Raw genomic sequence first — 26,119 nt, forward strand, 5'->3', positions numbered from 1 at the left:
AACGAGTAAGAACTTTAAATTGCGTAAGAAACAATTATTATATTTAAAAACGTTTGTTTAGTAAATTGAAATTATTCTTGTTTGTATAACATGTGTATATTAATAAGCAAATCAAGTAAATAAGTTGAAACGGCACATCAGCAAGCATGCGGGTTTCAGACGGCCTGGGGTGTTTTGATCATTCGATTTACGGGTGTTTTTTTCCCTGAAAACGCATCCGCTGCGTTAAGAAGCCTCGCAAGATACCCAATCTTGCTGCGTTTTTTGCTCTTGAAAATGCATCTGCACATCGAATGTTTTGACAACCTTAAGATTAGCGGCGGTGGCGGGGCAAATTTGTATGGCGGCGGATGGGGCAGCGGTGTTTGAGCAGATGTTGGTTTAGATAAGATTTTGATATATAAGAATTTACATGAAAAGGCCGTCTGAAAGATTGCGCACTCTGCCGGCGTTTCAGACGGCCTAGGGTATTCTGACAATTCAGAATTATTCAGATTTTTTGCCTGGCATCTGCATTTCCAGGAATAAAAATCCCCTCATAAACGACACATCAGGACACCCTAGAAGACTCATGGCTGTGCCGGCCGCCTATCTGCCGGCGCTGTTGAAGCTTAATCGGCTGAAATCGTTTAAAATGGCCGTCTGAAACCACGACTGCCATTTTCTCAATGACCCCCGAATATCAGAAGCTGTTGAAAATTACCGACGTTACAGCCAAAAAACTGGCCAAGCTGCATCTCAATACGCCTTGGGAAGTGGCTCTGCATCTGCCTTTGCGCTATGAAGACGAAACCCACATCACGCCGATTGCCGATGCGCCGGTGGGTGTGCCGTGCCAGGTGGAAGGCGTGGTGCTGCATCAAGAAGTGCAATTCAAGCCGCGCAAGCAGCTGATTGTGCAAATTCAGGATGGCTCGGGCAGCGTGTTGTTTTTGCGGTTTATCCATTTTTACGCCAGCCATCAAAAGCAGATGGCAGTGGGCAAGCGCATCCGTGCGGTGGGCGAAATCAAACACGGTTTTTTCGGCGATGAAATGATTCACCCGAAAATCCGCGATGCCGAAAACAGCGGGCTGGCCGAAAGCCTCACGCCGGTTTACCCCACCGTCAACGGCCTCAACCAGCCCACGTTGCGGCGTGTGGTTCAGACGGCCTTAGAGAGTATTCCCCTGCACGACACCTTGCCCGATGAATTGTTAGGCCGTCTGAAGCTGCCGCATCTGGCCGAAAGCCTGCGCCTGCTGCACGCGCCGCCGCCCGAATACACCATCCGCCAGCTTTCAGACGGCACCCTGCCTGCATGGCAGCGTTTGAAATTCGATGAATTGCTGGCACAACAGCTATCTATGCGGCTGGCGCGGCAAAAGCGTATCGGCGGCCACGCCAAATCGTTGCACGGCACGGGCGCGTTGGCAGATAAGCTGCTGAATGCTTTGCCGTTTGCGCTCACCCGCGCACAAGGGCGCGTGTTGGCGGAAATCCGTGCCGATATGGCGCAAACGTTTCCGATGCACCGCTTGCTGCAAGGCGATGTCGGCAGCGGCAAAACCATTGTTGCCGCGCTCTCGGCACTCACCGCCATCGAAGCCGGCTATCAGGTGGCGGTGATGGCGCCCACCGAAATTCTGGCCGAACAACACTACCTCAAATTCCAGCAATGGCTGGAGCCGCTGGGCTTAAACGTGGCCTGGCTGTCGGGCAGTTTGCGCAAAAAAGCCAAAGATGCCGCCAAGGCTGCGCTTTCAGACGGCCTCACCCCCATTGCAGTGGGCACGCACGCGCTGTTTCAGGATGACGTGCAATTTCAAAATCTCGGCCTTGTGATTGTTGACGAGCAACACCGCTTCGGCGTGGCGCAACGGTTGGCCTTGAAAAACAAAGGCGAAGATGTGCACCAGCTGATGATGTCGGCCACGCCGATTCCGCGCACGCTGGCGATGAGTTTTTTTGCCGATTTGGATGTGTCGGTCATCGACGAGTTGCCGCCCAACCGCACACCGGTCAAAACGCGTTTGGTCAACAGCCTGCGCCGTGCCGAAGTGGAAGGTTTTGTGCTCAACACCTGTCGCAAAGGGCAGCAGGTTTATTGGGTGTGCCCCTTGATTGAAGAGAGCGAAACGCTGCAACTGCAAACCGCTACCGAAACGCTGGCGCAGCTTCAGACGGCCTTACCCGAGCTGGAAATCGGCCTCGTGCACGGGCGCATGAAAGCGGCCGAAAAAGCCGAAGTGATGGCCGAATTCAGCGCAGGCCGTCTGAACGTATTGGTGGCGACCACCGTGATTGAAGTGGGCGTAGACGTGCCCAATGCCAGCCTGATGGTAATCGAACATGCCGAGCGTATGGGCTTGGCGCAGCTGCACCAATTGCGCGGCCGGGTCGGTCGGGGCGCCGCCGCCAGCGCCTGTGTGTTGCTGTTTGCCGAACCCTTGAGCGAACTGGCTAAAGCACGTTTGAAAGTAATTTACGAGCACACCGACGGCTTTGAAATCGCCCGCCAGGATTTGAATATCCGCGGCCCGGGCGAATTTCTCGGCGCCCGCCAAAGCGGTGTGCCGATGCTGCGTTTTGCCAATCTGGAAGAAGACCTGCACCTGCTCGAAGCCGCCCGCGACATTGCGCCGCGCTTAATCGACGAGCGGCCGGATATTGTCGAAGCCCACCTTGGCCGCTGGCTGGCCAGCCGCGAGCAGTATCTGGGCGCGTAAGCTGCAGAGTCGGAAGCCGCCGAATCATACCCGCCCCAACCGTATTCAGACGGCCTCATCACATTCAGGCTGTCTGAAACAGCTTGAAACACAAAAGGAACCGCCGTGAAGCCCAAACGCCTGACACAACAACAGCTGAAAATCCAGCAGCAGCTCGACCGCATCTCCGCAGCGTTCAAACAAAACATGGCGGCCGGGCGGTTTGCCGAGGCCATGCACGATGCCCTCAGGGCGCACAAGCTGATTCCGCAGGCCGTTGCGCCTTTGAGCGATGCGGCAACGGCGGCGGTGAAGGGCGGCTTGTGGCAGGAGGGCGCGCAGTACGCCAAAAAGGCTTTGCAACGCAACCCCGAGCACCTCAATTCATTCGATGCGCTGGCACACGCTTACGGCGGCCTGCAAGATTGGCAAAACTGCCGCCGCTACGGCCTGCAAGCCTTGCAGTTGCGCGACCGGCAGGTGATGGCGGCGCATCCGCAACTGCCGGAGCTGCCGCCGCTTGCGCCCGCGCGTGAAGGCAAAAAGATTATTGCATTTTCACTGTTTGGCGCACAATCGGCCTATATCGAGCCAGCGGTGATGAATACCGAATTGGCGGCTGCTGTGTATCCCGGCTGGGTGTGCCGTTTTTATGTTGACGGCAGCGTGCCTGAAAATGCATTGCAGCGGCTGCGCGACAACGGGGCCGAAGTGGTGCGGGTGGCGCAAGCGTGGGAGCATTGGCCGGGCACTATGTGGCGTTTTTTGGCGATGGACGATGCCGAAGCTGAACGGGTGCTGTTTCGCGATGCCGATTCGGTAATTTCACCGCGCGAAGCCCGTGCCGTGGCCGAATGGGTGCAAAGCGGCAAACACTTTCACACCCTGCGCGACGGCGGCACCCACACCGAGCTGATATTGGCCGGGCTGTGGGGTGCGGTGGCCGGCGCCGTGCCTGATATGTGCGGCAAAATAGAGGCTTATGTGGCCGCCGGCGTATCGTCGCGCCATTTTGCCGACCAATGGTTTTTGCGTGAAAAAATATGGCCTTATGTGCGCCAAAGTTTGCAAGGCCATGACCGTATTTTTGGCTTTATGGATGCGGCGCCGTTCCCTGATACCGATCCGTTTGACTACAATCATTTTCACGTGGGCTGCGATGAAGGCAACGCCGTGTTCCGCGCTGTCGTGAATATTGCCGACGGCACCCCCGTGCGCTGGACGCTGTTCAGCAAAATCCAGCCACTGCCCAATCGGGATTACAGCTTTAATGTGCAGGCCGAACGCCGGATATGCAGCTATCACGGCGTGGTGGCGGGCGGGCAGGTGAGCGGGCAGATTCCGCGCCGTTATTCCAAAGGCTTTGCCGACGGCAACAGCCGCCTGACGGTGGATATTGTGAAGTAATGCCGGTTTGTAAAACATCGGCCGGCTGTTATCAAGGCCGTCTGCAACTGATTTCAGACGGCCTGCCTATACAGCTACAGCATGCTCAGGCGGTGACCGGGCATGATGCAGCCGCACGGCAACCGCCGCAAATAAACCCCGCCGCAGCCGATGCCTTGCAGTATAATAAACGCCAATCCAAACACCCTCTACAACATGGCCGCACCTTCCCACCGCATCAACCACGAACCCGCCTTTCTGCTCACCGCCACCCCTTGGCGCGAGAGCAGTTTGTGGTTAGAGATTTTCAGCCGCCGTTACGGGCGCGTGGCCGTGCTGGCCCGCAGCGCACGCAAACGGCAGAGCGAATTGCGCGGCGTGTTGGTGCCGTTTGTGCCGATAAGCGCATCGTGGTACGGCACGCAGGAATTGAAAACGCTGCACCGCGCCGAATGGCTGGGCGGCTGGCGGCAGCCGCAGGAGCGGGCGCTGTTCAGCGGTTTGTATGTGAACGAGCTGGTGTATAAATTAACCGCGCGCGAAGACCCGCACCCGCAGCTGTATGATGCGATGGTTGAAGTGATGCAGGCCATTGCCGTCGAGCCGAATCATGTGGCGGCCTTGCGCCGTTTCGAATGGGCGCTGCTGAGCGAATTGGGGCTGGCGCCCGATTTGCAGCAAGACGAACACGGCGTGCCGGTTGATGCAGCCGCCATGTATTGGATGCGCCCGCAAGCACAGGCATTGCGGTTTGACCAAGCTTCGGGCTTGGCGGCAACCGAAGCCGGCGGCGTTGCCGTGAGCGGCGCATGTTTGCATGAATTGCACAGCGGCGTATTCAGCAGCGGCGGCAATATGCAGCAGGCTTTGCAGCTGACGCGCATGTTGCTGGATTTTTATTTGCCAGAAGGCATCAAATCACGGCAGGTGTTGCAGCAGCTGCAAAATTTTCAGACGGCCTGAGCATATTGCCGGCATCGCGCACAGGCTGATTGGCAGCGGCAACGGCATGCAGCGCCCTCGATGGCCGTCTGAAATAACAGCCGCTGCGCTTGCCGGTTATGCTGTTTGCACCGAATACGGGCGGTGGCAGCGATGGTTGGCTGATGCCGTCTGAAAAAAGAAAGAAAGGAATTATCATGTTGTTAGGCGTGAATATCGATCATGTGGCCACTTTGCGCAATGCGCGCGGCACCACTTACCCCAGCCCGCTTGAGGCGGCGCTGGTTGCGGAAACCCACGGCGCAGATTTGATTACCCTGCACCTGCGCGAAGACCGCCGCCATATCAAAGATGCCGATGTGTTTGCGATTAAAAACGCCATCCGCACGCGCATGAATCTGGAAATGGCGCTCACGGAAGAAATGCTGGAAAACGCGCTCAAGGTGATGCCGCAAGATGTCTGCATCGTGCCGGAAAAGCGCGAAGAAGTAACGACCGAAGGCGGCTTAGACGTGTTGGCGCAGCAAGATAAAATCGCTGCTTTTACCGACACGCTCACCCAAGCCGGTATCCGCGTGTCGCTGTTTATCGATGCCGAAGAGGCGCAGATTCAGGCGGCCAAAGATGTGGGGGCGCCCGTTATCGAGCTGCACACCGGTGCCTATGCCGATGCTATAACGCCGGCGGCGCGTGCCGAACAGTTGGCGCGGATTGAAAACGGCGCTCATTTCGGCAGCGAGCTGGGTTTGGTTGTCAACGCGGGGCACGGCCTCACCATCCATAACGTAACCCCTGTTGCGCAGATCTTGGCGATTCACGAATTAAACATCGGCCATTCGCTGATCGCACAAGCCATCTTCCTCGGCCTGCCCGAAGCCGTCCGCCAGATGAAAGAAGTGATGTTTAAAGCACGCTCGCTGCCGTATTGAAATTTGTGCAGCATTAAGCATCAGACGGCCTCAATGCGATAAAAAGGCCGTCTGAAACACAACAACAGAGGAGAAATCATGATTTACGGAATCGGCACCGACATCGTTGATGTGAAGCGGATTGAAAAACTGTATAAAAAATACGGCCAAACCTTTGCCGAACGCATTCTCAGCCCGCTGGAAATGCACGACTGGCCCGGAATCGGCCGCCCGGTGAAAGTGTTGGCCAAGCGCTTTGCCGCCAAAGAAGCGTTTGCCAAGGCGCTCGGCACCGGCATCCGCGCGCCGGTGACTTTTCACGCCGTCAGCATCGGCCACAACGAATTGGGCAAGCCCGAAATCATCTGTGCGCCCGAGCTGCAAAAATGGCTCGACAAGCAAGGCATCAAACAGGTGCATCTGAGCATGAGCGATGAAGAAGATACGGTGGTGGCGTTTGTGGTGGCCGAAAAATGATGCCGTCTGAAAAACCAAACAGGGTGAGAAAACCATGAATCAAGATGCCCGCCCCTTAATTCGCGTGGTTGCCGGCGTGGTGCTCAACCACGATGGCGATTATTTGTTAAGCTCGCGCCCCGAAGGCAAGCCGTATGCCGGTTATTGGGAATTTGCCGGCGGCAAGGTCGAGCCGTTGGAAAACGAAATGGATGCGCTCAAACGCGAATTTGCCGAAGAGCTGGGCATCACCATTCACCGTGCCGTGCCGTGGCTGACCAAGATTCATGCTTACGAACATGCGCATGTGCATTTGCGCTTTTTCCGTGTGGCCGCCGATGATTGGTCGGGCCGGTTGCAGGCGAAAGAAGGGCAGCAATGGTCGTGGCAGCGGGCGGGCGATTTTACCGTGTCGCCGATGTTGCCCGCCAATGATGCCTTATTGAAAGCGCTGGCGGTGCCGACCGAGCTGTTTGGCCGTCTGAACACGGGTTTGCGCGGCGAAAACCGCATGGGTGAATACCGTGTCGTGCCGTTTGCACAAGCGGAGCCGCATCATGAAAATGTGTGGATTGATGAGAACGAATTGGCGCGGCGCGGCAAACTGCCCGAGGCGAAAAGTGTATGGGCAGTGATTGACGAGGCTGCGCAATGGCCGCGCGTGCAGGATGCCGATGTGGTGTTGTGGCGGGTGGCAGACAATACGGCAGCCGAAGCAGTGTGTGCGCTCCTGACCGAGGGCGTGTCGCTGCCGTTGGCGGTGTATGCGGATGCGGCCTTGATGCGCCGTTTTGCCGAACGTTGGCGCGCGGCAGGTGTGCATGCGCTGGTGTTGAACGATGAAACGGCGCCGGTGTGAAGGCCGTCTGAAAGATGAATATGTCACGAAACAAAAAGCTGTTGATTGCGGTATTGCTGCTGGCTTTTGCCGCGGTAAAAGTGGTGTCGCTGCTGTGGTGGCAAAATAGTCAGCCCGCACGCACGGTGTTGGACCAGGCGCAATGCAATGTGCACCAAGGCTGTGTGCTGCCCGGCGGTATGCAGTTGAAATTCAGCGATCAAGTGTATGCCAAAGCGCCGTTTGATATTGAATTGCGCGGCGTTGATGCGGCGGTGCAAGAAGTGTTTGTCAGCTTTACCATGAAAGATATGGACATGGGCTTCAACCGCTATAAATTGGTGCGCCAACCCGACGGCAGTTGGCGTGCCGCACAAATCCGCCTGCCTGTGTGCGTGCAAAACCGGCACGATTATCTGGCCGACATCCATATCGGCAAAAAAGTTTATCAGGTCGGATTTGCCGCCCGATAGCCGTTAAATTTAATGATCATACCAAAGCGGCCGATTGGCGAAATAATCATCAAGTTAAACGGCGATATCATCCAATCAGGCCGTCTGAAAGCAGAGGTTGCGGCGATATTGTTTTCAGACGGCCTGAATCGCTATACAATGCCAAAACCAAACCCATAAGGAGTATCAAACCATGATCGGTAAAAAAATCTTTGAAGAAGTGTCGGCCAAACTGAGCGAAACCATTGCCAACAGCCCGGCCAAAGATGTGGAAAAAAATGTCAAAGCCATGCTCGGCAGCGCATTTAACCGCATGGATTTGGTGACCCGCGAAGAATTCGATATCCAGCAGCAGGTGTTGATCAAAACCCGCACCAAACTGGCGGAGCTGGAAGCCCGTTTGGCCAAACTCGAAGGCCCCGAGCTTGAGGTTGTGCCGACAGATCCCGACGAAGTGGCCGAAGTGCCTGAGCAAAAAGACTAACAGGCCGTTTGCACGCGCATGTCTTTAGCCGTTATCTACAGCCGCGCCCTAAGCGGCATGCAGGCGCCGTTGGTGGAAGTGGAAGCCCACTTGGCCAACGGCCTGCCTGCGTTCAATATTGTCGGGCTGCCCGATACCGAAGTGAAGGAAAGCCGCGACCGAGTGCGGGCGGCGATTATTCAGAGCGGCTTTGATTTTCCGGCCAAAAAAATCACGGTTAACCTTGCTCCTGCCGATTTGCCGAAAGAATCGGGGCGCTTCGATTTGCCGATTGCACTGGGTGTGTTGGCGGCTTCCGGCCAGATTGCGCCCGACCAACTGGCTTTATATGAGTTTGCCGGCGAGTTGGCCTTGTCGGGCGCATTGCGCCCCGTGCGCGGTTCGTTGGCGATGGCCTGGCAGGGCATGCAGGCGGGCAGGGCGTTTGTGCTGCCTGCCGATAATGCCGAACAGGCAGCGGTGATGCAGGGGATTGCTGTGTTTGGCGCCGAAAGCCTGGGGCAGGTCGCGGCGCATCTCAACGGCATAGAGCCGTTGGCGCAAACACAGGCGGATATTGATGACAGGCCGTCTGAAAACGGAACATTGCCCGATTTGCAAGATGTTAAAGGGCAGCACACCGCCCGGCTGGCGCTGGAAATCGCCGCTGCCGGCGGCCACAGCCTCTTAATGATGGGGCCGCCGGGCACAGGGAAATCGATGCTGGCGCAACGGCTGCCTGGTATTTTACCGCCGCTGACGGAAGACGAATTGATTTCCGTGTGGGCGCTGCGCTCGCTGCTGCCGCAATACCAACAGGATTTGAGCCGCAGCCGCCCGTTCCGCTCGCCGCATCACAGCGCCAGCTCGGCGGCAATGGTGGGCGGCGGTTCTGATCCGCGCCCGGGTGAAATTTCGTTGGCACATCACGGCGTATTGTTTTTAGACGAATTGCCCGAATTCGACCGCAAAGTGCTGGAAGTGCTGCGCGAACCGCTCGAAAACGGCGAAATCCATATTTCCCGCGCCGCCCGTCAGGCCGTGTATCCGGCCAAGTTTCAATTGGTGGCGGCAATGAACCCCTGCCCGTGCGGCTATCTCGGTCATCCCGCCAAGCCTTGCCGCTGCACCCCCGAAAGCATTGCCCGTTACCGCAGTAAAATTTCCGGCCCCTTGCTCGACCGTATCGATCTGACCATTGAAGTGCCGGCCTTGTCGGCAGCAGAGCTGATACAGCAGCAGGCGGGCGAATGCAGTGCTGATGTGCTGGCACGGGTGCAGACGGCGCGAGAGGCTCAATATACACGCCAGGGCAAAGTCAATGCGGCCTTGAGTGTGACGGAACTGGATGATGTTGCCATGGTCAGTAAGGAGGCCAAACAGGCGCTGGGCGAGTTGCTGGAAAAGCTGTCGCTTTCTGCACGCAGTTTTCACCGCATTATGCGGGTGGCGCGCACTTTGGCCGATTTGGCCGGAGATGAAGCGGTCGGGCGCACGCATGTGTTACGCGCGGTAAGTTTCCGTCGCGCTTTGTAAGGGCTTTTGCCCAAAGTATGAGATGTTGCTAGAATGCACCGTTAAGATATCGGCCGTAAGGGTTAGGGTATCCTGACAATTCGATTTGCGGGTGTATTTTGCCCCTGAAAACGCATCTGCTGCGTTAAAAAGCCTCGCAAGATGTCCAATCTTGCTGCGTTTTTTGCCTGGCGTCTGCATTTCCAGGAACAAAAATCCCCTTATAAATCGAATTGTCAGGGCACTCTAGAACAGGCGGTTAACGGCATCGGCTGCGGCTTGAATAATATAGAAATAAGGTGTTTTATGAACGCAAAAAAACAATATGGTAAAGGCCTTTCGGGCTTTGTGCTGGGCTTGCTGCTGGCCACGCTGGTGATTGCCGGCGTGCTGTTTTTCCTCAACCAAAGCAATAAAAAAGCATTTAAAGAAGAAGTGCAGAAAGAATTGCCGCCGCCGCCGGAAGTTTTGGTGCCGAAAGACAGCTTGCCTGCATCTGTGCCGCAAGTGCCGGCCAGTGCCGAAGATTTTTCAGCCTCTGATGTGTTGGGCGATTTTATTTTGGAACAGCAAACCGACGAAGCTGCCAGTGCCGTAACCCCGGCCGCGCCGCCTGTGCGCCGTGAGCAACCGCGCGTAGAGCCGAAGCCTCAAGCCGCCAAGCCGGCAGCCAAGCCTGCCGAGAAAAAAGCCGAGCCGAAACCGGCTGCTAAGCCCACACCCGAGCAAATTCTGAACAGTGGCAGTATCGAAAAAGCACGTAAAGACGCGCAGGCCGAAAAAGCGCAAAGCAAACCGCAGGCATCGGTCGGCGCTGCAACTTCAGGCCGTTTGGTGGTGCAGATGGGCTCGTTCGGCGACCGTCAAAGTGCTGAAGCACACCGTGCCAAGCTGGCCATGATGGGTGTGTCTTCAAACGTCAGCGAAGCCACGGTAAACGGCAAGCCGGTTTATCGCGTGCAAAGCGGCCGCTTGAGCAAAGCCGATGCCGACCGCACCCGGAAAACTTTGCAGCAAAACGGTATCGACAGTTTTGCCCGTTCGGTGAAATAAAATATTGAGGGCGGCGCGTGATGGCATTTGAAATTCTAGGCATTGACCATGTGGTGCTGCGCATCCGCAACCGCCAACGTATGCTGGATTTTTACTGCAAGGTGTTGGGCTGTACATTGGAGCGTGAGTTAACCGATTTGGGTTTGATCCAGCTGCGGGCAGGGCGTTCGATTATTGATTTTGCCCCCATCGACAAACCGTTGGGGCAGGCCAGAAGCGGCGAGCCTCTGCCCGAACATGCCAATCTCGAGCATTTCTGCCTGCGCATCGAGCCGTTTGACGAAGCTTTGCTGACCGCCCATCTTCAGGCGCACGGCATCCGAATGGAGGAGCCTGCCGTGCGTTATGGCGGCGACGGCTTCGGGCCTTCGATTTTTATTACCGACCCGGAAGGGAACATTGTAGAATTAAAAGGCGCACCCGAGCGGCCACCGCTTGAGGCCGTCTGAAAATATGGCTTTGAAAACCAGACAAACCGCATCAATTAATGTTGTTAAAGGATAAAAATATGAAATTGAAACCTCTGCTGTTGGCCGCTGCCGTTACTTTCGGCTTGGCCGCTCAAGCTTACGCCGCGCCGGTCGAGGGGCAGGATTACACCGTATTGGCCAAACCTATTCCGCAAACACAGGCAGACAAAATCGAAGTGTTGGAATTTTTCGGTTATTTTTGCGTGCATTGCTACCATCTCGACCCGGTATTGCTGAAGCATGCCCGCAGCTTCCCGGCCGACACTTATTTGCGCACCGAACATGTGGTGTGGCAGCCGGACATGCTGGGTTTGGCTCGTGTGGCGGCAGCGGTTAACCAGTCGGGTTTGAAATACCAGGCAAATCCGGCGGTGTTTGAAGCGGTTTATGCCCAAAAAATCAATTTGGCCGATTCGGCAACATTCAAACAGTGGGCTGAAAGTCAAAAAAGCTTTGACGGTAAAAAGCTGATTGCCGCTTATGATTCGTTCAGCAATCAGGCTCAAGCCAAAAAAATGGAAGAACTGACCAACACCTATCAAATCAGCGGCACGCCCACTGTGATTGTGGGCGGCAAATATCAGGTGAAATTCACCGGCGACTGGCAGGCCGGCATGAAAACCATTGATGAGCTGGTGGCAAAAGTGCGCAGCGAACGCGGCATGAAAGCGCCGGCAGCCAAGGCGGCTTCTGCTTTGAAAAGCAAAGGCGCTTCGTTTGCCAAAACCGCCAACCAATAAACGTGTGTCAATGATTCGTATCTATTCGGAAACTAAGCCGGCAAGGTTGCAGGTTGATGCAGCCGGCTCAGTTTGATGAATGGGTGTCAGGCAGCCTGGGATATCCTTGCAGGCTGCCTGAAGCTTTTTGGCCGATGATAATGGTGGCCGTCTGAAAAATAGGATGACCGCTTAATCGCCCTTTAAGAAGATGCGGTAAAACGGCGCTATCATACGCTGCGGTCTGATGCGGTGCTGTTGCACCGACAGTTGGAGTGGATTTCAAAGCAGTAGGAAGAATAGGTGTTTATGGATATTGTGTTGTTGTTTAAAGCCCTGATTTTGGGCATTATCGAAGGGTTGACCGAATTTCTGCCGGTGTCGAGCACCGGGCATTTGATTGTATTCGGCGACTTATTGAATTTCCACAGTAAGGGCAAAGTGTTTGAAATCGCCATCCAGCTTGGTGCGGTATTGGCGGTGATTTTTGAATACCGCAGCCGTTTCACGCATGTGCTGACCCATATCGGCAAAGATCCGGCGGTTAACCGCTTTGTGGTAAACCTGATTGTGGCTTTTATTCCGGCAGCTGTGGTGGGGCTGATTTTCAGCAAGCAGATTAAAGAAGTGTTGTTTAACCCGCTGACCGTAGCCACGGCTTTGGTGTTGGGCGGATTTTTTATTTTGTGGGTGGAGCGGCGCCAAAGCACACGGCCGCCGAAAGTGATGCATGTAGACGACATGAAAATGCGAGATGCGCTGGTGGTGGGTTTGGCGCAGATTTGCGCATTGGTGCCGGGCACTTCGCGTTCGGGCAGTACCATCATGGGCGGCATGCTGTGGGGCTTGGAGCGTAAAGTTGCCACCGAGTTTTCATTTTTTCTGGCCGTGCCGGTGATGATTGCCGCCACCACTTATGATGTGCTTAAGCATTACAGCCTGTTTACCGCCGAAGATATCGGCTTGATTGCGGTGGGCTTCGTGGCTGCTTTTTTTGCCGGTTTGCTGGCGGTTAAAGCATTATTGAAATTTGTATCCAGCAAAAATTATGTGCCTTTTGCCTATTACCGCATCATTTTCGGCGGCCTGGTGCTGCTGACATGGGCTATGGGCTGGGTAGACTGGAACGCATAACCATCTTCGTTTAATACTCATTCACAACAATAATCCAATGGCGTTGATTTGCCTGTGCTTGAAGAGGACTGGTTTTGCTAGGGTGTCCTGATGTGGCCGTCTGAATATTCAGACGGCCTGTTTGGTTGTAATAACCATATTTTTGCCCAACTGATAAAACCAGTGCCAACAAGTGTTGCTGTTGCGCTGCTGATTGGCATAATGCGCTTTTTATCGGCTTGTTGCTAATATTTCCTACGCCGTAATCGGGTGGTGCATCGGAGTTTACAAGCCTTTACGAAGTGCATTTTCCGATTTTTTAGCCTAATATTCCGAAGATTGAAAAATGTGCAAAAGGATAGGCATTATGAAGTTTCACATCCCTGCCAAACCGGCATTGGGCATGCTGGCCGTGTTGTTGGCCGCCTGTTCGCCGGCAGAGCAAAAAAGCGGCACGGCTGCGGCACCGGCATCGGGCGAGGTTAAAAAAGTAGCGATTACGGCCATTGTGGAGCATCCGGCGCTGGATAATGTGCGCAAGGGGGTGCTGGAAGAATTAAAAGCACAAGGCTTTGAAGAAGGCAAAAATTTGCAGGTCGACTTTCAAACCGCACAAGGCAGCACGGCAACGGCAGGGCAGATTGCCAAAAAATTTGTCGGCGACAAGCCGGACGTGATTGTGGCGATTGCCACACCCAGCGCGCAATCGATGGTGGCCGCCACCAAGTCGATTCCGATTGTGTATGCGGCGGTTACCGACCCGGTAGCGGCCAAGCTGGTGCCGGGCTGGGAGGCTTCAAACACCAATGTAACCGGTGTATCTGACGAATTGCCGCTGGCACCGCAAATCGACTTGATGAAGAAAATTATTCCTAATCTGAAATCGATAGGCTATGTTTACAGCCCGGGCGAAGTGAATTCTGCGATTGTGTTCGATCAGCTCAAAGCGGCGTTGGCAGGTGAAAATATCCGGGTAGATGCCGCACCGGCACAACGGAGCGTGGATGTGCCGACTGCAGCGCGCAGCTTGAAAGGCAAAGCCGATGTGATTTATACCTCGTTGGATAACAATGTGGTGTCGTCATTTGAGTCGCTGTATAAAGTGGCTGTGGAAAACAAACTGCCGCTGGTGGCTTCCGATACCGGCTCGGTTGCACGCGGTGCTGTTGCGGCTTTGGGCGTGAATTATTTCGACTTGGGCCGGAAAACCGGCGACACGGTGGCGCGTATTCTGAAAGGCACACCGGCAGGCGAGATTCCCTCTGCCCGCATGGACAAGCTGGATTTGATTGTGAGCAAGAAACATGCGGCCGAGCAAGGCATCACCCTTTCCGACGAGGTGTTGCAGGAAGCTGCCGAAGTGCAGGAATAGCCGTACGCGAATCATAGCATGAGGCCGTCTGAAACCTGTGGCAACAGGGTAAGGTTTGTTTTCAGACGGCCTTTCTATTTTATTTGTTTAACCATATAGCAGAAAAGCCCGCCCATGCTGCAAGGCAGTATGATATCCATTCACCAACACAACCTGACAGCGTTGGCTCGCCGCCTTGCCGGCTATTTTTGCGAATGGGTATAAACTGGAGTTTTCTGTTATAACAAAGAAATTTTATTATGTCTGTTGAAGCTTTATTCGGTGCATTTGAAAGCGGCCTGATTTATGCCCTAGTGGCGATGGGCGTGCTGATTTCATTCCGCATTCTTGATTTTCCCGATCTGACTGCCGACGGCAGCTTTCCGCTTGGCGGTGCTGTAGCGGCAGTGTGTATTGTCGGCGGTATGAATCCGTGGCTGGCATGTGCCGCCGGTATGGCTGCGGGGGCAGCGGCCGGTGTGGTCACCGCCTGGCTGCATGTGTCGTTAGGTATTTTGCAGCTGTTGGCCAGTATTTTGGTGATGGTGGCACTTTATTCGGTCAACCTGCGCATTATGGGCGCGCCCAATCTGCCGCTGATTGGCGAGCAAACCGTGTTCAGCCCCTTTGTAGCGGCTGATTTCAGTAATCAATATTGGGTGCAGCCGCTGATTGTGTTGGGTTTTGTGTTGGCGGCAAAATTATTGTTAGACTGGTTTTTTGCGACCGAAGCCGGTTTGAGCATGCGCGCCACCGGTGCCAACAGCCGTATGGCACGGGCGCAGGGCGTGGGCACTTCCAAAATGATTATTATCGGCATGGCCATTTCCAATGCGCTGATTGCGCTGGGCGGCGCGCTGTTTGTGCAAACCCAGGGCGGGGCGGATATTTCTATCGGTGTGGGCACTATTGTTATCGGCTTGGCAGCGGTGATTATCGGTGAAACGCTGCTGCCGAGTAAGCGCATCGCGGTGGTGGTGTTGTCGGTGATTGTAGGGGCGGTGCTTTACCGCTGGTTTATCGCACTGGCCTTGGGCAGCGATACTTTGCGCGATATCGGTTTCGGCCCGCAAGATTTAAACCTGCTGACTGCCGTTCTGGTAGTGATTGCCCTGCGCATGCCCCATATCAAACGTTGGTTGAAAAGGAAACAAATATCATGATGCGCGCCGACAATCTTAAAATTACCTTCAATGCCGGCACACCGATTGAAAATCGCGCTTTGCGCGGCATGAGCCTGCAAATTGCCGATGGCGAGTTTGTTACCGTTATCGGCAGCAACGGCGCGGGTAAATCGACGTTTTTGAATGCTGTCAGCGGCGCCTTGCCGGTGGATTCGGGCAGCATCGTCATCAACGGCACCGACGTTACCCGGCTGCCGGCCCACAAGCGCGCGCACTTGGTGGCGCGTGTGTTTCAAGACCCGATGGCGGGCACCTGCGAAGCGCTCAGTATTGAAGAAAATATGGCGTTGGCTTATAAGCGCGGCCGTAAACGCCATTTGGGTTTGGCCTTAAATAAAGAAAACCGCGAGCTTTTCCGCCACAAGCTGGCCATGCTCAATTTGGGTTTGGAAAACCGCCTGACCGACCGCATGGGCTTGCTTTCAGGCGGCCAGCGCCAGGCCGTGAGCCTGCTGATGGCCAGTTTGCAGCCCAGCAAAATTTTGCTGTTGGACGAGCATACCGCCGCGCTTGATCCGAAAACCGCTGCATTTGTGATGAACCTCACCGATCAAATCGTGCATGAAAACGGCTTGACCGCCATGATGGTTACCCATTCAATGCGCCAGGCGCTCGACCACGGCAGCCGCACAGTGATGCTGCATCAGGGGCAGGTGGTGCTGGACGTGAGCGGCGACAAGCGCACCGGCATGGATGTGCCCGATTTGCTGCATATGTTTGAGCAGACGCGTGGTGAAAAAGTGGCGGATGATGCTTTGCTGCTTGACTAGGGTGTCCTGACCATTCAGAATTATTCAGATTTTTTGTGATAAAAGTGCAGATGCCAGGCAAAAAACGCAGCAAGATTGGACATCTTGCGAAGCTTTTTAACGCAGCAGATGTGCTTTTAGCACAAAAAAGATGATGATATATGAATTGTCAGGATACCCTAGGAGCCTGGCAATTCAGAATTATCAAGACACCCTGGGGCGGTTTAGCTTTCGTGCGCAAACCGCTGCGGGTCAGGTTGTTTTAACACATTGATACTTTTGCACGTTCACAGGCATTTTGCAAAAGTTTAAAATGGCTCAAAGGCCGTCTGAAACGTTCAGACGGCCTTTGATATGTTGTTTATCCATGGTTGCTTAAGCGCGCCTGCGGGCGGCCATAATTTTACCGATTTCAGCCAGTTTCTGCGGCGGTATTTTTTGTTTGCCCAAGTCAAACAGCGGCTCTTCAATGGCCAAATGCGCATCATAGCCGGCGGTGAAGCGTTTCAATATGGCGGTATCGGGCCGATAATCGGGGTGGTTGCGCAGTTTGTCGAATTCTGTTTCCACCGCCGTCCAATTTGCATGCAGGCTTTCGTGTTGGCGTAAAAGCTCGTTGATGTCTGGCTGCGCTTCGGGCGCGTATTGCAGCAGCAGCGGAAAATAATCCTGCTCTTCATCTTCATGGTGCAGCGGCGCGGCTACGTTGAAATATTGGCTGATCTGTCGGATGGTTTGCAACACAATATCGTTGCGGCCGTGTTTATTGATATAGTCGGGCAGCAGCTTCACTTGTTCGCAAAAGCGGCGCACTTTGCCGTGGCAGGCATAGAGCATATCAATCGGCTCGGCAAAGGTTACACTGCGGGTATCAAAAAGATTCATATCAAACTCCTTTTAAGCCATATGATAACGCTTTTGCGCACCGCAGGCTATCTCGGGATAGCATATTCAATTCAAAATGCCTGCCGATACCGTTTCAGACGGCTTGAGGCAAGGAGGGGCGTTTTTATACTGGTTCCGCAAATAAGCCGGCGGGGCGGGTAATATAGTGGAATGATTAAGTTGCTGTATCGATTAATAAAATCGTTTTATGGCTTCAGCTGCCGGGGTTTTCGGAATTTTCAGACGGCCATAAAAACGCCCTGCATTAAAGCAGGGCGGTGGTGTTTGTTAGAGACTCAGAAGCGGTAGCTTTGACCGTCGGCGGGCACTAAGACACGGTTTTGCAAGCCTTTTTCTTTTACATAATCGCGCAGTTGGGCACGGGAAAGGGCTGCGTGGTTAACCGCATCCATATGGGTGGTGATGATTACGGCATCGGGGGCGGCGCGGTAAGCGCGGGCCACATCGTCTTTGCCCATAATAATGGAATCATTGTCAAAGCCGTCAACCTTGGCATAACCGGTATTCAGAATAATCACATCGGGCTTGAATGTTGCCAGCGCAGCATCAACTTCAGGGCGCCAAATGGTGTCGCCAACCAAATAAACGGTTTTGTGCCCCGGGGCTTGGAACACAATGCCGGAAGCTTCGCCGAGCAAATCGGCCAGCGGCTTAACCTGATACATGGCATCGGTGCCGTGTTGGCCGCCGGTGCGGCTGATGCGCACGCCGCCGAATTCGGTATTGTCGCCATATACCCGCACATTGGTGAAACCTTGGCTGCGGATCAGTTGGGCATCGGCTTCATGTTGCGCAAAAATCGGCATGTTTTTCGGCAGCAGGCTTTGCGCGGCATCGTCCCAATGGTCGAGATGGGTGTGGGTTACAATCACGGCATCGGCTTTCATGACCTCTTCTGCCGGCATCGGCAATTCAATCAGCGGATTACGCAACTCGCTGCGGTAGGTGCCGGGAAAGCCGGGATAGGCGCCTTTTTTCGCCAGCATCGGGTCGATCAGGAAGGTTTTGCCGTTGTAATCGATTTTCAGCGTGGCGTTGCGAATCTGCTGGATTTCTACGCCTTGGGCGGCAGTGGGCGTGGAAGCGGCGGGGGTGTTGCAGGCAGCAAGGCCGGCGGCCAGCAGCAGGGCGGTGGCACTGCGGAATACAAAGTTTTTCATGGATGATTTCCGGTTGTGTGGTTGATGCTGTGTATTATGCGCTATTCACGGCTGATATAAAATCGGCCTGAAGGTCAATTATAGAAACTATCGGGCCATTGGGTTAAACTACGGTTTTGAATCTTACATACCCATTCAGAAAAGTAACCTAACGGTGTTGGCTTGTTTGAGCTCGAAGAGGGTCGGCTTTGCTAAAGCGCTGAAGCGGTCAAAACTGCATTGTTTTCGGCCCCCCGCATTATCTGCTTACTTTTGTGAAGGGCTATTATATTTGGAGTGTCGAACCATGGCTCTGCCGCTGGTTGCCCTGATTGCTTATCCCGATTTCAGCCTGTTTCATTTTTCGGTGCCGCAGATTATTTTCGGTCATGATATTTTGCCCGAGCAGCATTTGTTTGATTTGAAAACCGTGTCGCCCAACCCCGATGGCGATTTGCATTGCCGCGGCCACGGTATGCAGATTCTTGCCGATGGCACTCTGGCGTTGTTGGCGGCGGCGGATATCGTGATTGTGCCGGGCTGGCCGGATGTGGATGAAGCGCCTTCCCCCGAGCTGCTGGCGGCTTTGCAGGCTGCATACCGGCGCGGGGCATATATGGTGGGTTTGTGTTTGGGTACTTATGTATTGGCACATGCCGGTTTGCTCGACGGCCGCCGCGCCGCAACACATTGGGAGGCCGAAGCCGATTTCAGTGCGCGCTTTCCAAATGTGGCGCTGGACAATAATGCGCTGTATATCCACGACGGCCGCGTGATTACTTCGGCGGGCACGGCGGCATCGCTGGATTGCTGCCTGTATATCGTGCGCGAATTTTACGGTGTGCAAACCGCCAATAAAATCGCCCGCCGCATGGTGGTGCCGCCGCATCGTGAGGGCGGGCAGGCGCAATTTATCGAACAACCGTTGCCGCAATCCACTCAAAACGCACACATCAACCGTTTGCTGGATTTTTTGCGCACACATCTGCATCAGCCGCATTCGCTGGATGACTTGGCCGGGCGGGCAGCGATGAGCCGCCGCACCTTTACCCGCCACTTTCAGAAAGCCACCGGCCTGTCGGTGGGTGAATGGCTGTTGCAGGAGCGGCTGCGGCGCAGTTGCGAATTGCTGGAAGCCACTTCGCTGCCGGTAGAAAAAATTGCCGAAATGGCAGGCTTCAGCCATGCGGTATCGTTGCGCAAACATTTTCGCGAACGCTTTAAAGTGACGCCGAGTGCCTGGCGCCGGCAGTTTGGCGCATCATGAGCAAAGGCCGTCTGAAAGCTTATTGACAAAAGTAAGCCAACCCAGTTAGGTTACTTTTGCGAATGAGTTTTCAGACGGCCTCAAGCCGATTATCAGGTTGTTGTTATGCGCGGATATGATTGGCAGATGAAATGCAAACAGCCTACTTTTGCTTCGGGCGAAAGGCTTTGCACACCGCTTCATCGGTTTCAATAAATGCACCGCCGATTAAATCGACACAATAAGGAATGGCGCTGAACAGGCCGTGTACCTTGATTTCACCGTTGCCGTCGTACACGCCGCCCAATGTTTCGGCGATGGCTTTCGGGCGGCCGGGCAGATTGACGATAAGGCATCGGCCGCGAATGCCGGCGGTTTGGCGCGATAAAATGGCGGTGGGCACGTAATACAGGCTGATTTGGCGCATTTGTTCGCCGAAGCCGGGCATTTCTTTGTCGACCACCGCCAAGGTGGCTTCGGGGGTGACATCGCGCAGAGCGGGGCCGGTGCCGCCGGTGGTAAAAATGAGGTCGCAACCATCAGTGTCGGCCATGCGGCAGAGCGCCGCTTCAATTTGCGCTTGCTCGTCGGGAATCAGCGCTTCAGCAAAATTAATGGGATTATTCACGGCGGCCTGTAACCAGTGTTTCAGCGCCGGAATGCCTTCATCCTGATAAACGCCGCTGCTGGCGCGGTCGCTGGTAGAAATCAGGCCGATGGTAACGGTGGCAAGTGGGTTCATGAGGGCTCCTTGGGTTTCAGACGGCCTTACAAATCCACCAGCAGGCGGCGGATTTTTTCAATCGATATTTCTGCCTGACGGCTGCGGAATTCAGGCGACTGCATATGGTGGCCGTTATCGTTGCAGGCCGCCGTGCCGATAACCGCGCACAAATGCACATAGGCCATATCAAGCTCACGGGCCAGCACCGCTTCGGGCATACCGGTCATGCCGACAATGTCGACACCATCGTTGCGGTAGCGGCGCACTTCGGCCACCGTGGGCATACGCGGGCCTTGCAGGCAGCCGTATACGGCGCGGCGGTTGAGTTGAGTGCCGTGGGCGGCGGCGTGTTGCAACAGGCGCAGGCGCAGCTCGCGGTTGTAGGGCGGCGAGAAATCGGTGTAAACAACCGGTTGCGGCCGCCCTTCAAAAAAGGTGCAGTCGCGCCCCCAGGTGTAGTCGATTAAGTCGTGCGGCACCACCAGCGAGCCGAGCTCAAAATCTTCATTGACACTGGTTACCGAAGAAATCGACACGATGTTTTTTACCCCCACCGATTGCAGTGCCCAAATATTGGCACGATAGTTGATTTCATGCGGCGAGAGTGTGTGGTTGAGGCCGTGGCGGGCAAGGAACGCAATCTCATGGCTGCCCATGCAGCCCATCAGCAGCGGGCTGCTGGTCAGGCCGTAGGGCGTGCGCACGATTTGGCGGTGGACGATTTTAAGTTCGGGCAGACGGGTCAGACCGCTGCCGCCGATAACGGCAATCATGGGCTGCTTTCGTAGAGATGCGGAAAACTTATTGTAAAGGATTTGGTCGCGGCTGGGTATGCCGCACGTCAACAGGCCGTCTGAACAGACATTATTTCATTGTTGTTTGAAATAAACGGGCTGAAAATAGAAAACGTGCGTTCGGGATAAGATAGTCCGTGAGGTATGGTAAAGCTCAAATCAATGTATCATAAAGAGATATAAACGCAAGAGGGTGTGTAAGTACAGCCTATCAGCTTGATAATGGGATACTTTTAATATGAGCAAGGGGCACCGCAATCAGGTTATTTTTATATCGGGCATCAAAATCCCTTTGCTGCGTTGCCCCCAGCCTAACCCTCTCTCGTTGGGGCGGGAACGGCATGCCGCAATACCAACCGAATGCGGCCACACCAACTCAATGCTGCCGGACAAAACTTAATGTCCGACAACCCGCCAGCCCGGTGATTATCTGGTCCGTATCAAAGTGCTGCGCTGTGATGCCTGCCTGGGCGCATAAATTAACTTTGATCGGTTTTCTGCTGCCAATTGATTTGAATTGAATGAAGTCTTCTTATGGTTTTTATTTATATTAAAACAGCAGCTTGCTATCAATCGGCTACTCGTTGTTTAGAATTTTCTTATTTCGAATTCACATTAAAAAAGGCCGTCTGAACGGAAATCTGCGTTCAGACGGCCTTGCTTTAATCAAGCCTTATTTCACATGCGGGGCAATGATTTGCAGCATTTGCGCCAGCACTTTCGGGTTGGCGGCCACGATATCGCCGCTTTCCAGCCAGTTTTCATTGCCGTGCATATCGGTCACGATGCCGCCGGCTTCCTGCACCAGCAACGCACCTGCCGCAATATCCCACGGCTTGAGGTTGAATTCGAAAAAGCCGTCGAGGCGGCCGCAGGCAAGGGCACACAAATCCAGCGCAGCGGCGCCTTCGCGGCGGCCGCCGGCAGTTTTGGCAAGAAAGTCTTTCAGAATCGCCAGGTAAGTATCCATCATGCTTTGATCGACTACCGGAAAGCCGGTGCCGATCAGGCAGCGGTTGAGCTCGATGCGGTTGGATACGCGGATGCGCCGGTCGTTGAGCAGGGCGCCTTTGCCGCGCGAAGCCATATAGAGATCGTTGCGTTCGGGGGCGTAAACCAGCGCTTCCTGCAATTTGCCTTTGTGTAAAAGTGCCATCGAAACTGCATATTGCGGGTGGCCGTGCAGATAGTTGGTGGTGCCGTCGAGCGGGTCGATTACCCATTCGTATTCGGGCACGGCGGGCACATCTTGGGCGGATATTTGATGAACAGTAATGCCTTCGCGGGTTTTGTCGGCGCGGAAATAGCCGCCTTCTTCGCTGCGGACAAGGTGGTCGGGATAGCTGTAAAAGAGGGTGTCGAGAATGATGGCTTCCGATTGGCGGTCGACATCGGATACGAAATCGTTAAACGCTTTGCTGTCGATTTTGACAGTGTCGAGGCTGGCGGAGGCGCGAATCATCATATCGCCGGCTTTGCGGGCGGCTTTGAAGGCGGTGTTTAAAATCGGATTCATGGCAGGCTTTCTAATCGGGTACAATATCGGTTGCCGCTCGGCAAGCAAAACGTCAAACGGCAGAAACCGCGCATCAAAGCGCCGCGAAGTGCGGGCAGGGCGGTTTCTCATGTTAAAGAGCATTTCAGACGGCCTGTTCTTCACATTAATTGCTCAAGATGCCGTCTGAAAACATAGGCCGCATTATACGCGCATTCCGAAAATAAAACATGATGAATCATATTCCCGCCATACCCGCTTATCTCGACAATATCCATATCGTTCTGGCCCGCACCAGCCATCCGGCCAATATCGGTTCGGCCGCGCGCGCTATGAAAACCATGGGGCTTACCCGCCTGACACTGGTGGCGCCGCAATTGATTACCACACCGATGACGCCCGAGCCGCCCGCGTTTGACAGCGCCAATCCGCAAGCATTTGAATTGCCGCAAGAGAGTTTTGTGTTGGCCTCGGGCGCCGCCGATGTGCTGGAAAACGCCCGCATCACCGCCACGCTGGATGAAGCGCTGGCCGACACCACCCTCAATTGCGCACTCACCAGCCGCAAGCGCGAGCTGACTTCGCCGCTGCAAACCCCGCGCGAGCTGGTGCCCGAGCTGCTGCAAGCCGCGCAGGCCGGGCAGCAGGTGGCGCTGGTGTTCGGCAATGAAACTTTCGGCCTGAGCATCGAAGAAGTGCAAAACTGCAACCGCCTGATGACCATCAACGGTAATCCCGATTATTTTTCGCTGAACCTCTCGCAGGCGGTGCAAGTGGTGTGTTACGAATTGTTCAGCCAGATCGGCATGCCGATGACGCACCTGACACAGGAAAGCAACCCCGCCACCCACGCCCAAATCAGCGGCCTGGTCGGCCATCTCGAAAGCGTGATGGACGACATCGGCTTTTTCAACCGCCGCAACAGCGAGCGGTTGATGCGGCGCATGCAAGGCTTGTTTTCCCGCGCCAACACACAAACAGAAGATATTGATATCTTGCGCGGCTTTTTAAATACTGTGAAACGCAACCTCAAATAGATAAGGCCGTCTGAAATGAATTATGCACTTGATGCACTGTGGTGGCGGCTGACCGACCCGAATGTGCGCGATCTGGCCTCGATTTTGACCGCACCGCCGTTGTGGCACAGCGGCTGCGAATTGGGGGTGCGCGAATTGCTCGGCGAAGCAGGCTTCCGCTGCCTGCTGGCACTCGACAGCAATCCTGAACCGCTGCAACAGCATCTGGCGCAAGAAGCCCCGTTCGGCCACCGTTTGGGGCTGTATGCCGAAAGCCTGTTGGCCTTTTGGCTGAACACTGCCCCGCATGCGCAGCTGTATGCCCGCAATCTGAGCGTGCGCGACGATAACGGCCAAACCTTGGGCGCACTCGATTTCGTGGCCGGATTAAATGGGCGGCTGTATCACATTGAATTAACTTGCAAATATTACGGCGATGCTGAAGCGAGGCCGTCTGAAATGGTGGGTTTGAACCGCAGCGACCGTTTGACCGATAAAGCCGCCAAACTGCAACAGCAATTGGCGTGGTCTGCCGCACCGCAAGGGCAGACCGCTTTACAGGCCGCCGACATCAAACCCGAAAATATCACGCGCGTTTCAGTGGTGCGTGGCATCGGGTTTGCCGCAGCCGCAGCAACATGGCAGGCACAGCCGCTCAACCGCTACGGCTGGCACGGCCTGTATATCAACCACACACAACCGTGGCCGCGTTCAGACGGCCTTGATGCACGCTATTACCCGCTGCCGCCGTTGCACTTGCTCGCCCCCGCCCGCGTGCCGCCTGTTTACGCGCTGACATCAGATGCGCTGGATGAGGTGGCTTACGGCCAAGTGGCGCGGCTGGAATTGCGCCCCGACGGCTGTTGGCATGAAACCGCACGCATAATGAGGGCAAAGGCCGTCTGAAGCCGATTTAAAAAAGCCGGCCAATAAGGCGGCAGGATGAAGGCAGGAGCGGGTTGTTTTTATCAATGAGTATGAATGTTGAAAAATATATTTTATCGGCGTGTTGTGATACACTTGCGGTTTAATTTTTTATCCCCATTTTTCGGGAAATGAATGCAAAAGCGGGCATGCCGCCCGTTTTGGATTGTTAACACCAATAGAATTAAGGGCTTATAATGAGCGTAACTGTAGAAACTTTGGAAAATCTGGAACGCAAAATTGTGTTGGCGCTGCCGTGGGCGGCCATCAATGCGGAAACCGACAAGCGTTTGCAACAAACCCAACGCCGCGTAAAAATCGACGGCTTCCGCCCCGGCAAAGCGCCGCTGAAGATGGTTGAGTCTATGTATGGCGCGGGTGTGCAAAACGATGTGATGAACGAGCAGGTTCAAAAAGCCTTCTACGATGTCGCTGTCAGCGAAGATTTGAAAGTGGCCGGTATGCCGCGTTTCGAAGGCGTGGAAGAGCAAGATGATAAAGATGCTTTTAAAGTGGCCGCGATTTTCGAAGTATTCCCCGAAGTGGCTGTAGGCGATTTGGCCGCTCAGGAAATTGAAAAAGTAACCGCCGAAGTGGGCGATGCCGAAATCGACAAAACCATCGATATCCTGCGCCAACAGCGTACCCGTTTCAACCACGTTGAGCGCGAAGCGCAAAACGGCGACCGTGTGATTATCGACTTTGAAGGCAAAATCGATGATGTGCCTTTTGAAGGCGGCTCTTCTAAAAATTACCCCTTCGTATTGGGCAACGGCCAAATGCTGCCTGAATTCGAAGCCGGTGTGTTGGGCTTGAAAGAAGGTGAAAGCAAAGATGTGGAAGTGAATTTCCCGGAAGATTACCACGGTAAAGACGTGGCCGGTAAAACCGCTGTGTTCACCATCACATTAAACAACGTATCCGAAGCCGTATTGCCGGAAGTAGACGAGCAATTTGCCAAAGCTTTGGGCATTGAAGACGGCGATGTGGCCAAAATGCGCGAAGAAGTGAAGAAAAATGTGGCGCGTGAAGTATCCCGCCGCACGCAGGAGCAAACCAAAGAAGCGGTGATGGAAGCTTTGCTGAAATCTACCGAAATCCAGCTGCCCAAAGCTCTGGTGGCCGATGAAGCCGCCCGCCTGGCTGCCGAAATGAAGCAAAATTTCGTTAACCAAGGTATGGCTGATGCCGCCAATCTGGATCTGCCGGCCGATATGTTTAACGAACAGGCCGAACGCCGCGTGGCTTTGGGCTTGATTCTGGCCAAACTGGTGGAAGAAAACAAACTGGAGCCGACTGAAGAGCAAATCAAAGCGGTGGTTAGCGAATTTGCCGAAAGCTATGAAGATCCGCAAGAAGTGATCGAGTGGTATTTTGCCGACCAACAACGTTTGCAAGGCCCGACTTCTTTGGCAATTGAGGCCAATGTGGTAGATTTTGTGCTGGGCAAAGCCAAAGTCAGCGAAAAAGCTTTGTCGTTTGATGAAGTGATGGGCGCACAGGCTTAATGGCGGTTGAGGCCGTCTGAAAACAAAAGCACCTTAAGCTGCGCTTGGGTGCTTTTTTACCATTATTATGATAGGAGCGCA

General features: G+C 54.5%; 25 protein-coding genes. 20 read left to right on the forward strand and 5 right to left on the reverse strand.

Annotated elements, in window-relative coordinates; translation table 11 throughout:
• Positions 1–668 precede the first annotated feature (668 nt).
• The 16 genes from recG to LVJ83_RS04495 all read left to right on the forward strand — a co-directional run bounded on the left by recG (position 669) and on the right by LVJ83_RS04495 (position 16,307).
• Positions 669–2,708 (forward strand): ATP-dependent DNA helicase RecG, encoded by a 2,040-nt coding sequence (recG, locus tag LVJ83_RS04420; RefSeq protein ID WP_244786698.1) that lies wholly within the window; start codon positions 669–671, stop codon positions 2,706–2,708.
• Between the two features lie 105 nt (positions 2,709–2,813).
• A complete protein-coding gene (locus tag LVJ83_RS04425; RefSeq protein WP_244786700.1) occupies positions 2,814–4,094 on the forward strand; it encodes a tetratricopeptide repeat protein in 1,281 nt (426 codons plus the stop codon).
• Between the two features lie 195 nt (positions 4,095–4,289).
• Positions 4,290–5,036 (forward strand): DNA repair protein RecO, encoded by a 747-nt coding sequence (gene recO / locus LVJ83_RS04430; RefSeq protein WP_244786702.1) that lies wholly within the window; start codon positions 4,290–4,292, stop codon positions 5,034–5,036.
• Between the two features lie 176 nt (positions 5,037–5,212).
• A complete protein-coding gene (pdxJ, locus tag LVJ83_RS04435) occupies positions 5,213–5,944 on the forward strand; it encodes a pyridoxine 5'-phosphate synthase (RefSeq protein WP_244786704.1) in 732 nt (243 codons plus the stop codon).
• Positions 5,945–6,022: 78 nt separating this feature from the next.
• Positions 6,023–6,400, forward strand: a complete 378-nt coding sequence (gene acpS / locus LVJ83_RS04440) for a holo-ACP synthase (RefSeq protein WP_244786706.1) — start codon at positions 6,023–6,025, stop codon at positions 6,398–6,400.
• A 34-nt stretch (positions 6,401–6,434) separates the two neighbouring features.
• Entirely contained in the window at positions 6,435–7,238 is an 804-nt protein-coding gene (locus tag LVJ83_RS04445; protein WP_244786708.1) for an NUDIX domain-containing protein, read from the forward strand.
• Between the two features lie 20 nt (positions 7,239–7,258).
• Positions 7,259–7,690, forward strand: coding sequence for a hypothetical protein (locus LVJ83_RS04450; protein ID WP_244786710.1), 432 nt, complete (start codon positions 7,259–7,261; stop codon positions 7,688–7,690).
• A 172-nt stretch (positions 7,691–7,862) separates the two neighbouring features.
• A complete protein-coding gene (locus LVJ83_RS04455; RefSeq protein WP_244786713.1) occupies positions 7,863–8,153 on the forward strand; it encodes an accessory factor UbiK family protein in 291 nt (96 codons plus the stop codon).
• An 18-nt stretch (positions 8,154–8,171) separates the two neighbouring features.
• A complete protein-coding gene (locus LVJ83_RS04460; protein ID WP_244786715.1) occupies positions 8,172–9,668 on the forward strand; it encodes a YifB family Mg chelatase-like AAA ATPase in 1,497 nt (498 codons plus the stop codon).
• A gap of 285 nt (positions 9,669–9,953) precedes the next feature.
• A complete protein-coding gene (locus tag LVJ83_RS04465; protein ID WP_244786717.1) occupies positions 9,954–10,700 on the forward strand; it encodes an SPOR domain-containing protein in 747 nt (248 codons plus the stop codon).
• Between the two features lie 20 nt (positions 10,701–10,720).
• Positions 10,721–11,149, forward strand: a complete 429-nt coding sequence (locus tag LVJ83_RS04470; protein ID WP_244786719.1) for a VOC family protein — start codon at positions 10,721–10,723, stop codon at positions 11,147–11,149.
• A 59-nt stretch (positions 11,150–11,208) separates the two neighbouring features.
• Positions 11,209–11,910, forward strand: a complete 702-nt coding sequence (locus LVJ83_RS04475; RefSeq protein WP_244786722.1) for a thiol:disulfide interchange protein DsbA/DsbL — start codon at positions 11,209–11,211, stop codon at positions 11,908–11,910.
• Between the two features lie 288 nt (positions 11,911–12,198).
• Positions 12,199–13,023, forward strand: a complete 825-nt coding sequence (locus LVJ83_RS04480) for an undecaprenyl-diphosphate phosphatase (RefSeq protein WP_244787648.1) — start codon at positions 12,199–12,201, stop codon at positions 13,021–13,023.
• 346 nt (positions 13,024–13,369) lie between these two features.
• Positions 13,370–14,374, forward strand: a complete 1,005-nt coding sequence (locus LVJ83_RS04485) for an ABC transporter substrate-binding protein (RefSeq protein ID WP_244786724.1) — start codon at positions 13,370–13,372, stop codon at positions 14,372–14,374.
• 239 nt (positions 14,375–14,613) lie between these two features.
• Positions 14,614–15,516 (forward strand): ABC transporter permease, encoded by a 903-nt coding sequence (locus tag LVJ83_RS04490; RefSeq protein ID WP_244786725.1) that lies wholly within the window; start codon positions 14,614–14,616, stop codon positions 15,514–15,516.
• On the forward strand, positions 15,513–16,307 hold the full coding sequence (locus tag LVJ83_RS04495; RefSeq protein WP_244786727.1) for an ABC transporter ATP-binding protein: 795 nt from the start codon (positions 15,513–15,515) through the stop codon (positions 16,305–16,307). The genes LVJ83_RS04490 and LVJ83_RS04495 overlap by 4 nt, the downstream gene beginning before the upstream one ends.
• A 354-nt stretch (positions 16,308–16,661) precedes the next feature.
• Here LVJ83_RS04495 and LVJ83_RS04500 read toward each other — a convergent pair whose 3' ends face one another.
• Both LVJ83_RS04500 and LVJ83_RS04505 read right to left on the reverse strand, forming a co-directional pair.
• Positions 16,662–17,171, reverse strand: coding sequence for a hemerythrin domain-containing protein (locus LVJ83_RS04500; protein ID WP_244786729.1), 510 nt, complete (start codon positions 17,169–17,171; stop codon positions 16,662–16,664).
• A gap of 296 nt (positions 17,172–17,467) precedes the next feature.
• A complete protein-coding gene (locus LVJ83_RS04505) occupies positions 17,468–18,352 on the reverse strand; it encodes an MBL fold metallo-hydrolase (RefSeq protein WP_244786731.1) in 885 nt (294 codons plus the stop codon).
• A gap of 286 nt (positions 18,353–18,638) precedes the next feature.
• On the opposite strand from LVJ83_RS04505, the gene LVJ83_RS04510 reads away from it, so the two are divergent.
• The gene (locus LVJ83_RS04510) at positions 18,639–19,598 is read left to right on the forward strand and encodes a GlxA family transcriptional regulator (protein WP_244786733.1); all 960 of its coding nucleotides are present in this window, start codon (positions 18,639–18,641) and stop codon (positions 19,596–19,598) included.
• Positions 19,599–19,740: 142 nt separating this feature from the next.
• Here LVJ83_RS04510 and mog read toward each other — a convergent pair whose 3' ends face one another.
• The 3 genes from mog to LVJ83_RS04525 form a co-directional block, all read right to left on the reverse strand.
• Entirely contained in the window at positions 19,741–20,319 is a 579-nt protein-coding gene (gene mog / locus LVJ83_RS04515) for a molybdopterin adenylyltransferase (RefSeq protein ID WP_244786735.1), read from the reverse strand.
• A 26-nt stretch (positions 20,320–20,345) separates the two neighbouring features.
• Positions 20,346–21,074, reverse strand: a complete 729-nt coding sequence (locus LVJ83_RS04520) for an S-methyl-5'-thioinosine phosphorylase (protein ID WP_244786737.1) — start codon at positions 21,072–21,074, stop codon at positions 20,346–20,348.
• 694 nt (positions 21,075–21,768) lie between these two features.
• Positions 21,769–22,611: an inositol monophosphatase family protein gene (locus LVJ83_RS04525; protein ID WP_244786739.1), complete on the reverse strand. Its 843-nt coding sequence runs from the start codon at positions 22,609–22,611 to the stop codon at positions 21,769–21,771.
• 212 nt (positions 22,612–22,823) lie between these two features.
• On the opposite strand from LVJ83_RS04525, the gene LVJ83_RS04530 reads away from it, so the two are divergent.
• The 3 genes from LVJ83_RS04530 to tig all read left to right on the forward strand — a co-directional run bounded on the left by LVJ83_RS04530 (position 22,824) and on the right by tig (position 26,038).
• Positions 22,824–23,627: an RNA methyltransferase gene (locus tag LVJ83_RS04530; RefSeq protein WP_425316026.1), complete on the forward strand. Its 804-nt coding sequence runs from the start codon at positions 22,824–22,826 to the stop codon at positions 23,625–23,627.
• A 15-nt stretch (positions 23,628–23,642) separates the two neighbouring features.
• On the forward strand, positions 23,643–24,512 hold the full coding sequence (locus tag LVJ83_RS04535; protein WP_244786743.1) for a DUF1853 family protein: 870 nt from the start codon (positions 23,643–23,645) through the stop codon (positions 24,510–24,512).
• 215 nt (positions 24,513–24,727) lie between these two features.
• Complete coding sequence (gene tig / locus LVJ83_RS04540) at positions 24,728–26,038, forward strand: trigger factor (RefSeq protein WP_244786745.1); 1,311 nt, start codon at positions 24,728–24,730, stop codon at positions 26,036–26,038.
• Positions 26,039–26,119: the final 81 nt, after the last annotated feature.

The sequence above is a fragment of the Uruburuella testudinis genome (assembly GCF_022870865.1).
In the GTDB taxonomy this organism is placed as follows: Bacteria; Pseudomonadota; Gammaproteobacteria; order Burkholderiales; family Neisseriaceae; genus Neisseria; species Neisseria testudinis.

Bases quoted from the DNA above. Each gene is read 5' to 3' on its own strand.
- recG (WP_244786698.1), top strand. From the start codon at position 669: ATGACCCCCGAATATCAGAAGCTGTTGAAAATTACCGACGTTACAGCC.
- recO (WP_244786702.1), top strand. From the start codon at position 4,290: ATGGCCGCACCTTCCCACCGCATCAACCACGAACCCGCCTTTCTGCTC.
- pdxJ (WP_244786704.1), top strand. From the start codon at position 5,213: ATGTTGTTAGGCGTGAATATCGATCATGTGGCCACTTTGCGCAATGCG.
- acpS (WP_244786706.1), top strand. From the start codon at position 6,023: ATGATTTACGGAATCGGCACCGACATCGTTGATGTGAAGCGGATTGAA.
- LVJ83_RS04445 (WP_244786708.1), top strand. From the start codon at position 6,435: ATGAATCAAGATGCCCGCCCCTTAATTCGCGTGGTTGCCGGCGTGGTG.
- LVJ83_RS04450 (WP_244786710.1), top strand. From the start codon at position 7,259: ATGTCACGAAACAAAAAGCTGTTGATTGCGGTATTGCTGCTGGCTTTT.
- LVJ83_RS04455 (WP_244786713.1), top strand. From the start codon at position 7,863: ATGATCGGTAAAAAAATCTTTGAAGAAGTGTCGGCCAAACTGAGCGAA.
- LVJ83_RS04460 (WP_244786715.1), top strand. From the start codon at position 8,172: ATGTCTTTAGCCGTTATCTACAGCCGCGCCCTAAGCGGCATGCAGGCG.
- LVJ83_RS04465 (WP_244786717.1), top strand. From the start codon at position 9,954: ATGAACGCAAAAAAACAATATGGTAAAGGCCTTTCGGGCTTTGTGCTG.
- LVJ83_RS04470 (WP_244786719.1), top strand. From the start codon at position 10,721: ATGGCATTTGAAATTCTAGGCATTGACCATGTGGTGCTGCGCATCCGC.
- LVJ83_RS04475 (WP_244786722.1), top strand. From the start codon at position 11,209: ATGAAATTGAAACCTCTGCTGTTGGCCGCTGCCGTTACTTTCGGCTTG.
- LVJ83_RS04480 (WP_244787648.1), top strand. From the start codon at position 12,199: ATGGATATTGTGTTGTTGTTTAAAGCCCTGATTTTGGGCATTATCGAA.
- LVJ83_RS04485 (WP_244786724.1), top strand. From the start codon at position 13,370: ATGAAGTTTCACATCCCTGCCAAACCGGCATTGGGCATGCTGGCCGTG.
- LVJ83_RS04490 (WP_244786725.1), top strand. From the start codon at position 14,614: ATGTCTGTTGAAGCTTTATTCGGTGCATTTGAAAGCGGCCTGATTTAT.
- LVJ83_RS04495 (WP_244786727.1), top strand. From the start codon at position 15,513: ATGATGCGCGCCGACAATCTTAAAATTACCTTCAATGCCGGCACACCG.
- LVJ83_RS04500 (WP_244786729.1), bottom strand. From the start codon at position 17,171: ATGAATCTTTTTGATACCCGCAGTGTAACCTTTGCCGAGCCGATTGAT.
- LVJ83_RS04505 (WP_244786731.1), bottom strand. From the start codon at position 18,352: ATGAAAAACTTTGTATTCCGCAGTGCCACCGCCCTGCTGCTGGCCGCC.
- LVJ83_RS04510 (WP_244786733.1), top strand. From the start codon at position 18,639: ATGGCTCTGCCGCTGGTTGCCCTGATTGCTTATCCCGATTTCAGCCTG.
- mog (WP_244786735.1), bottom strand. From the start codon at position 20,319: ATGAACCCACTTGCCACCGTTACCATCGGCCTGATTTCTACCAGCGAC.
- LVJ83_RS04520 (WP_244786737.1), bottom strand. From the start codon at position 21,074: ATGATTGCCGTTATCGGCGGCAGCGGTCTGACCCGTCTGCCCGAACTT.
- LVJ83_RS04525 (WP_244786739.1), bottom strand. From the start codon at position 22,611: ATGAATCCGATTTTAAACACCGCCTTCAAAGCCGCCCGCAAAGCCGGC.
- LVJ83_RS04530 (WP_425316026.1), top strand. From the start codon at position 22,824: ATGAATCATATTCCCGCCATACCCGCTTATCTCGACAATATCCATATC.
- LVJ83_RS04535 (WP_244786743.1), top strand. From the start codon at position 23,643: ATGAATTATGCACTTGATGCACTGTGGTGGCGGCTGACCGACCCGAAT.
- tig (WP_244786745.1), top strand. From the start codon at position 24,728: ATGAGCGTAACTGTAGAAACTTTGGAAAATCTGGAACGCAAAATTGTG.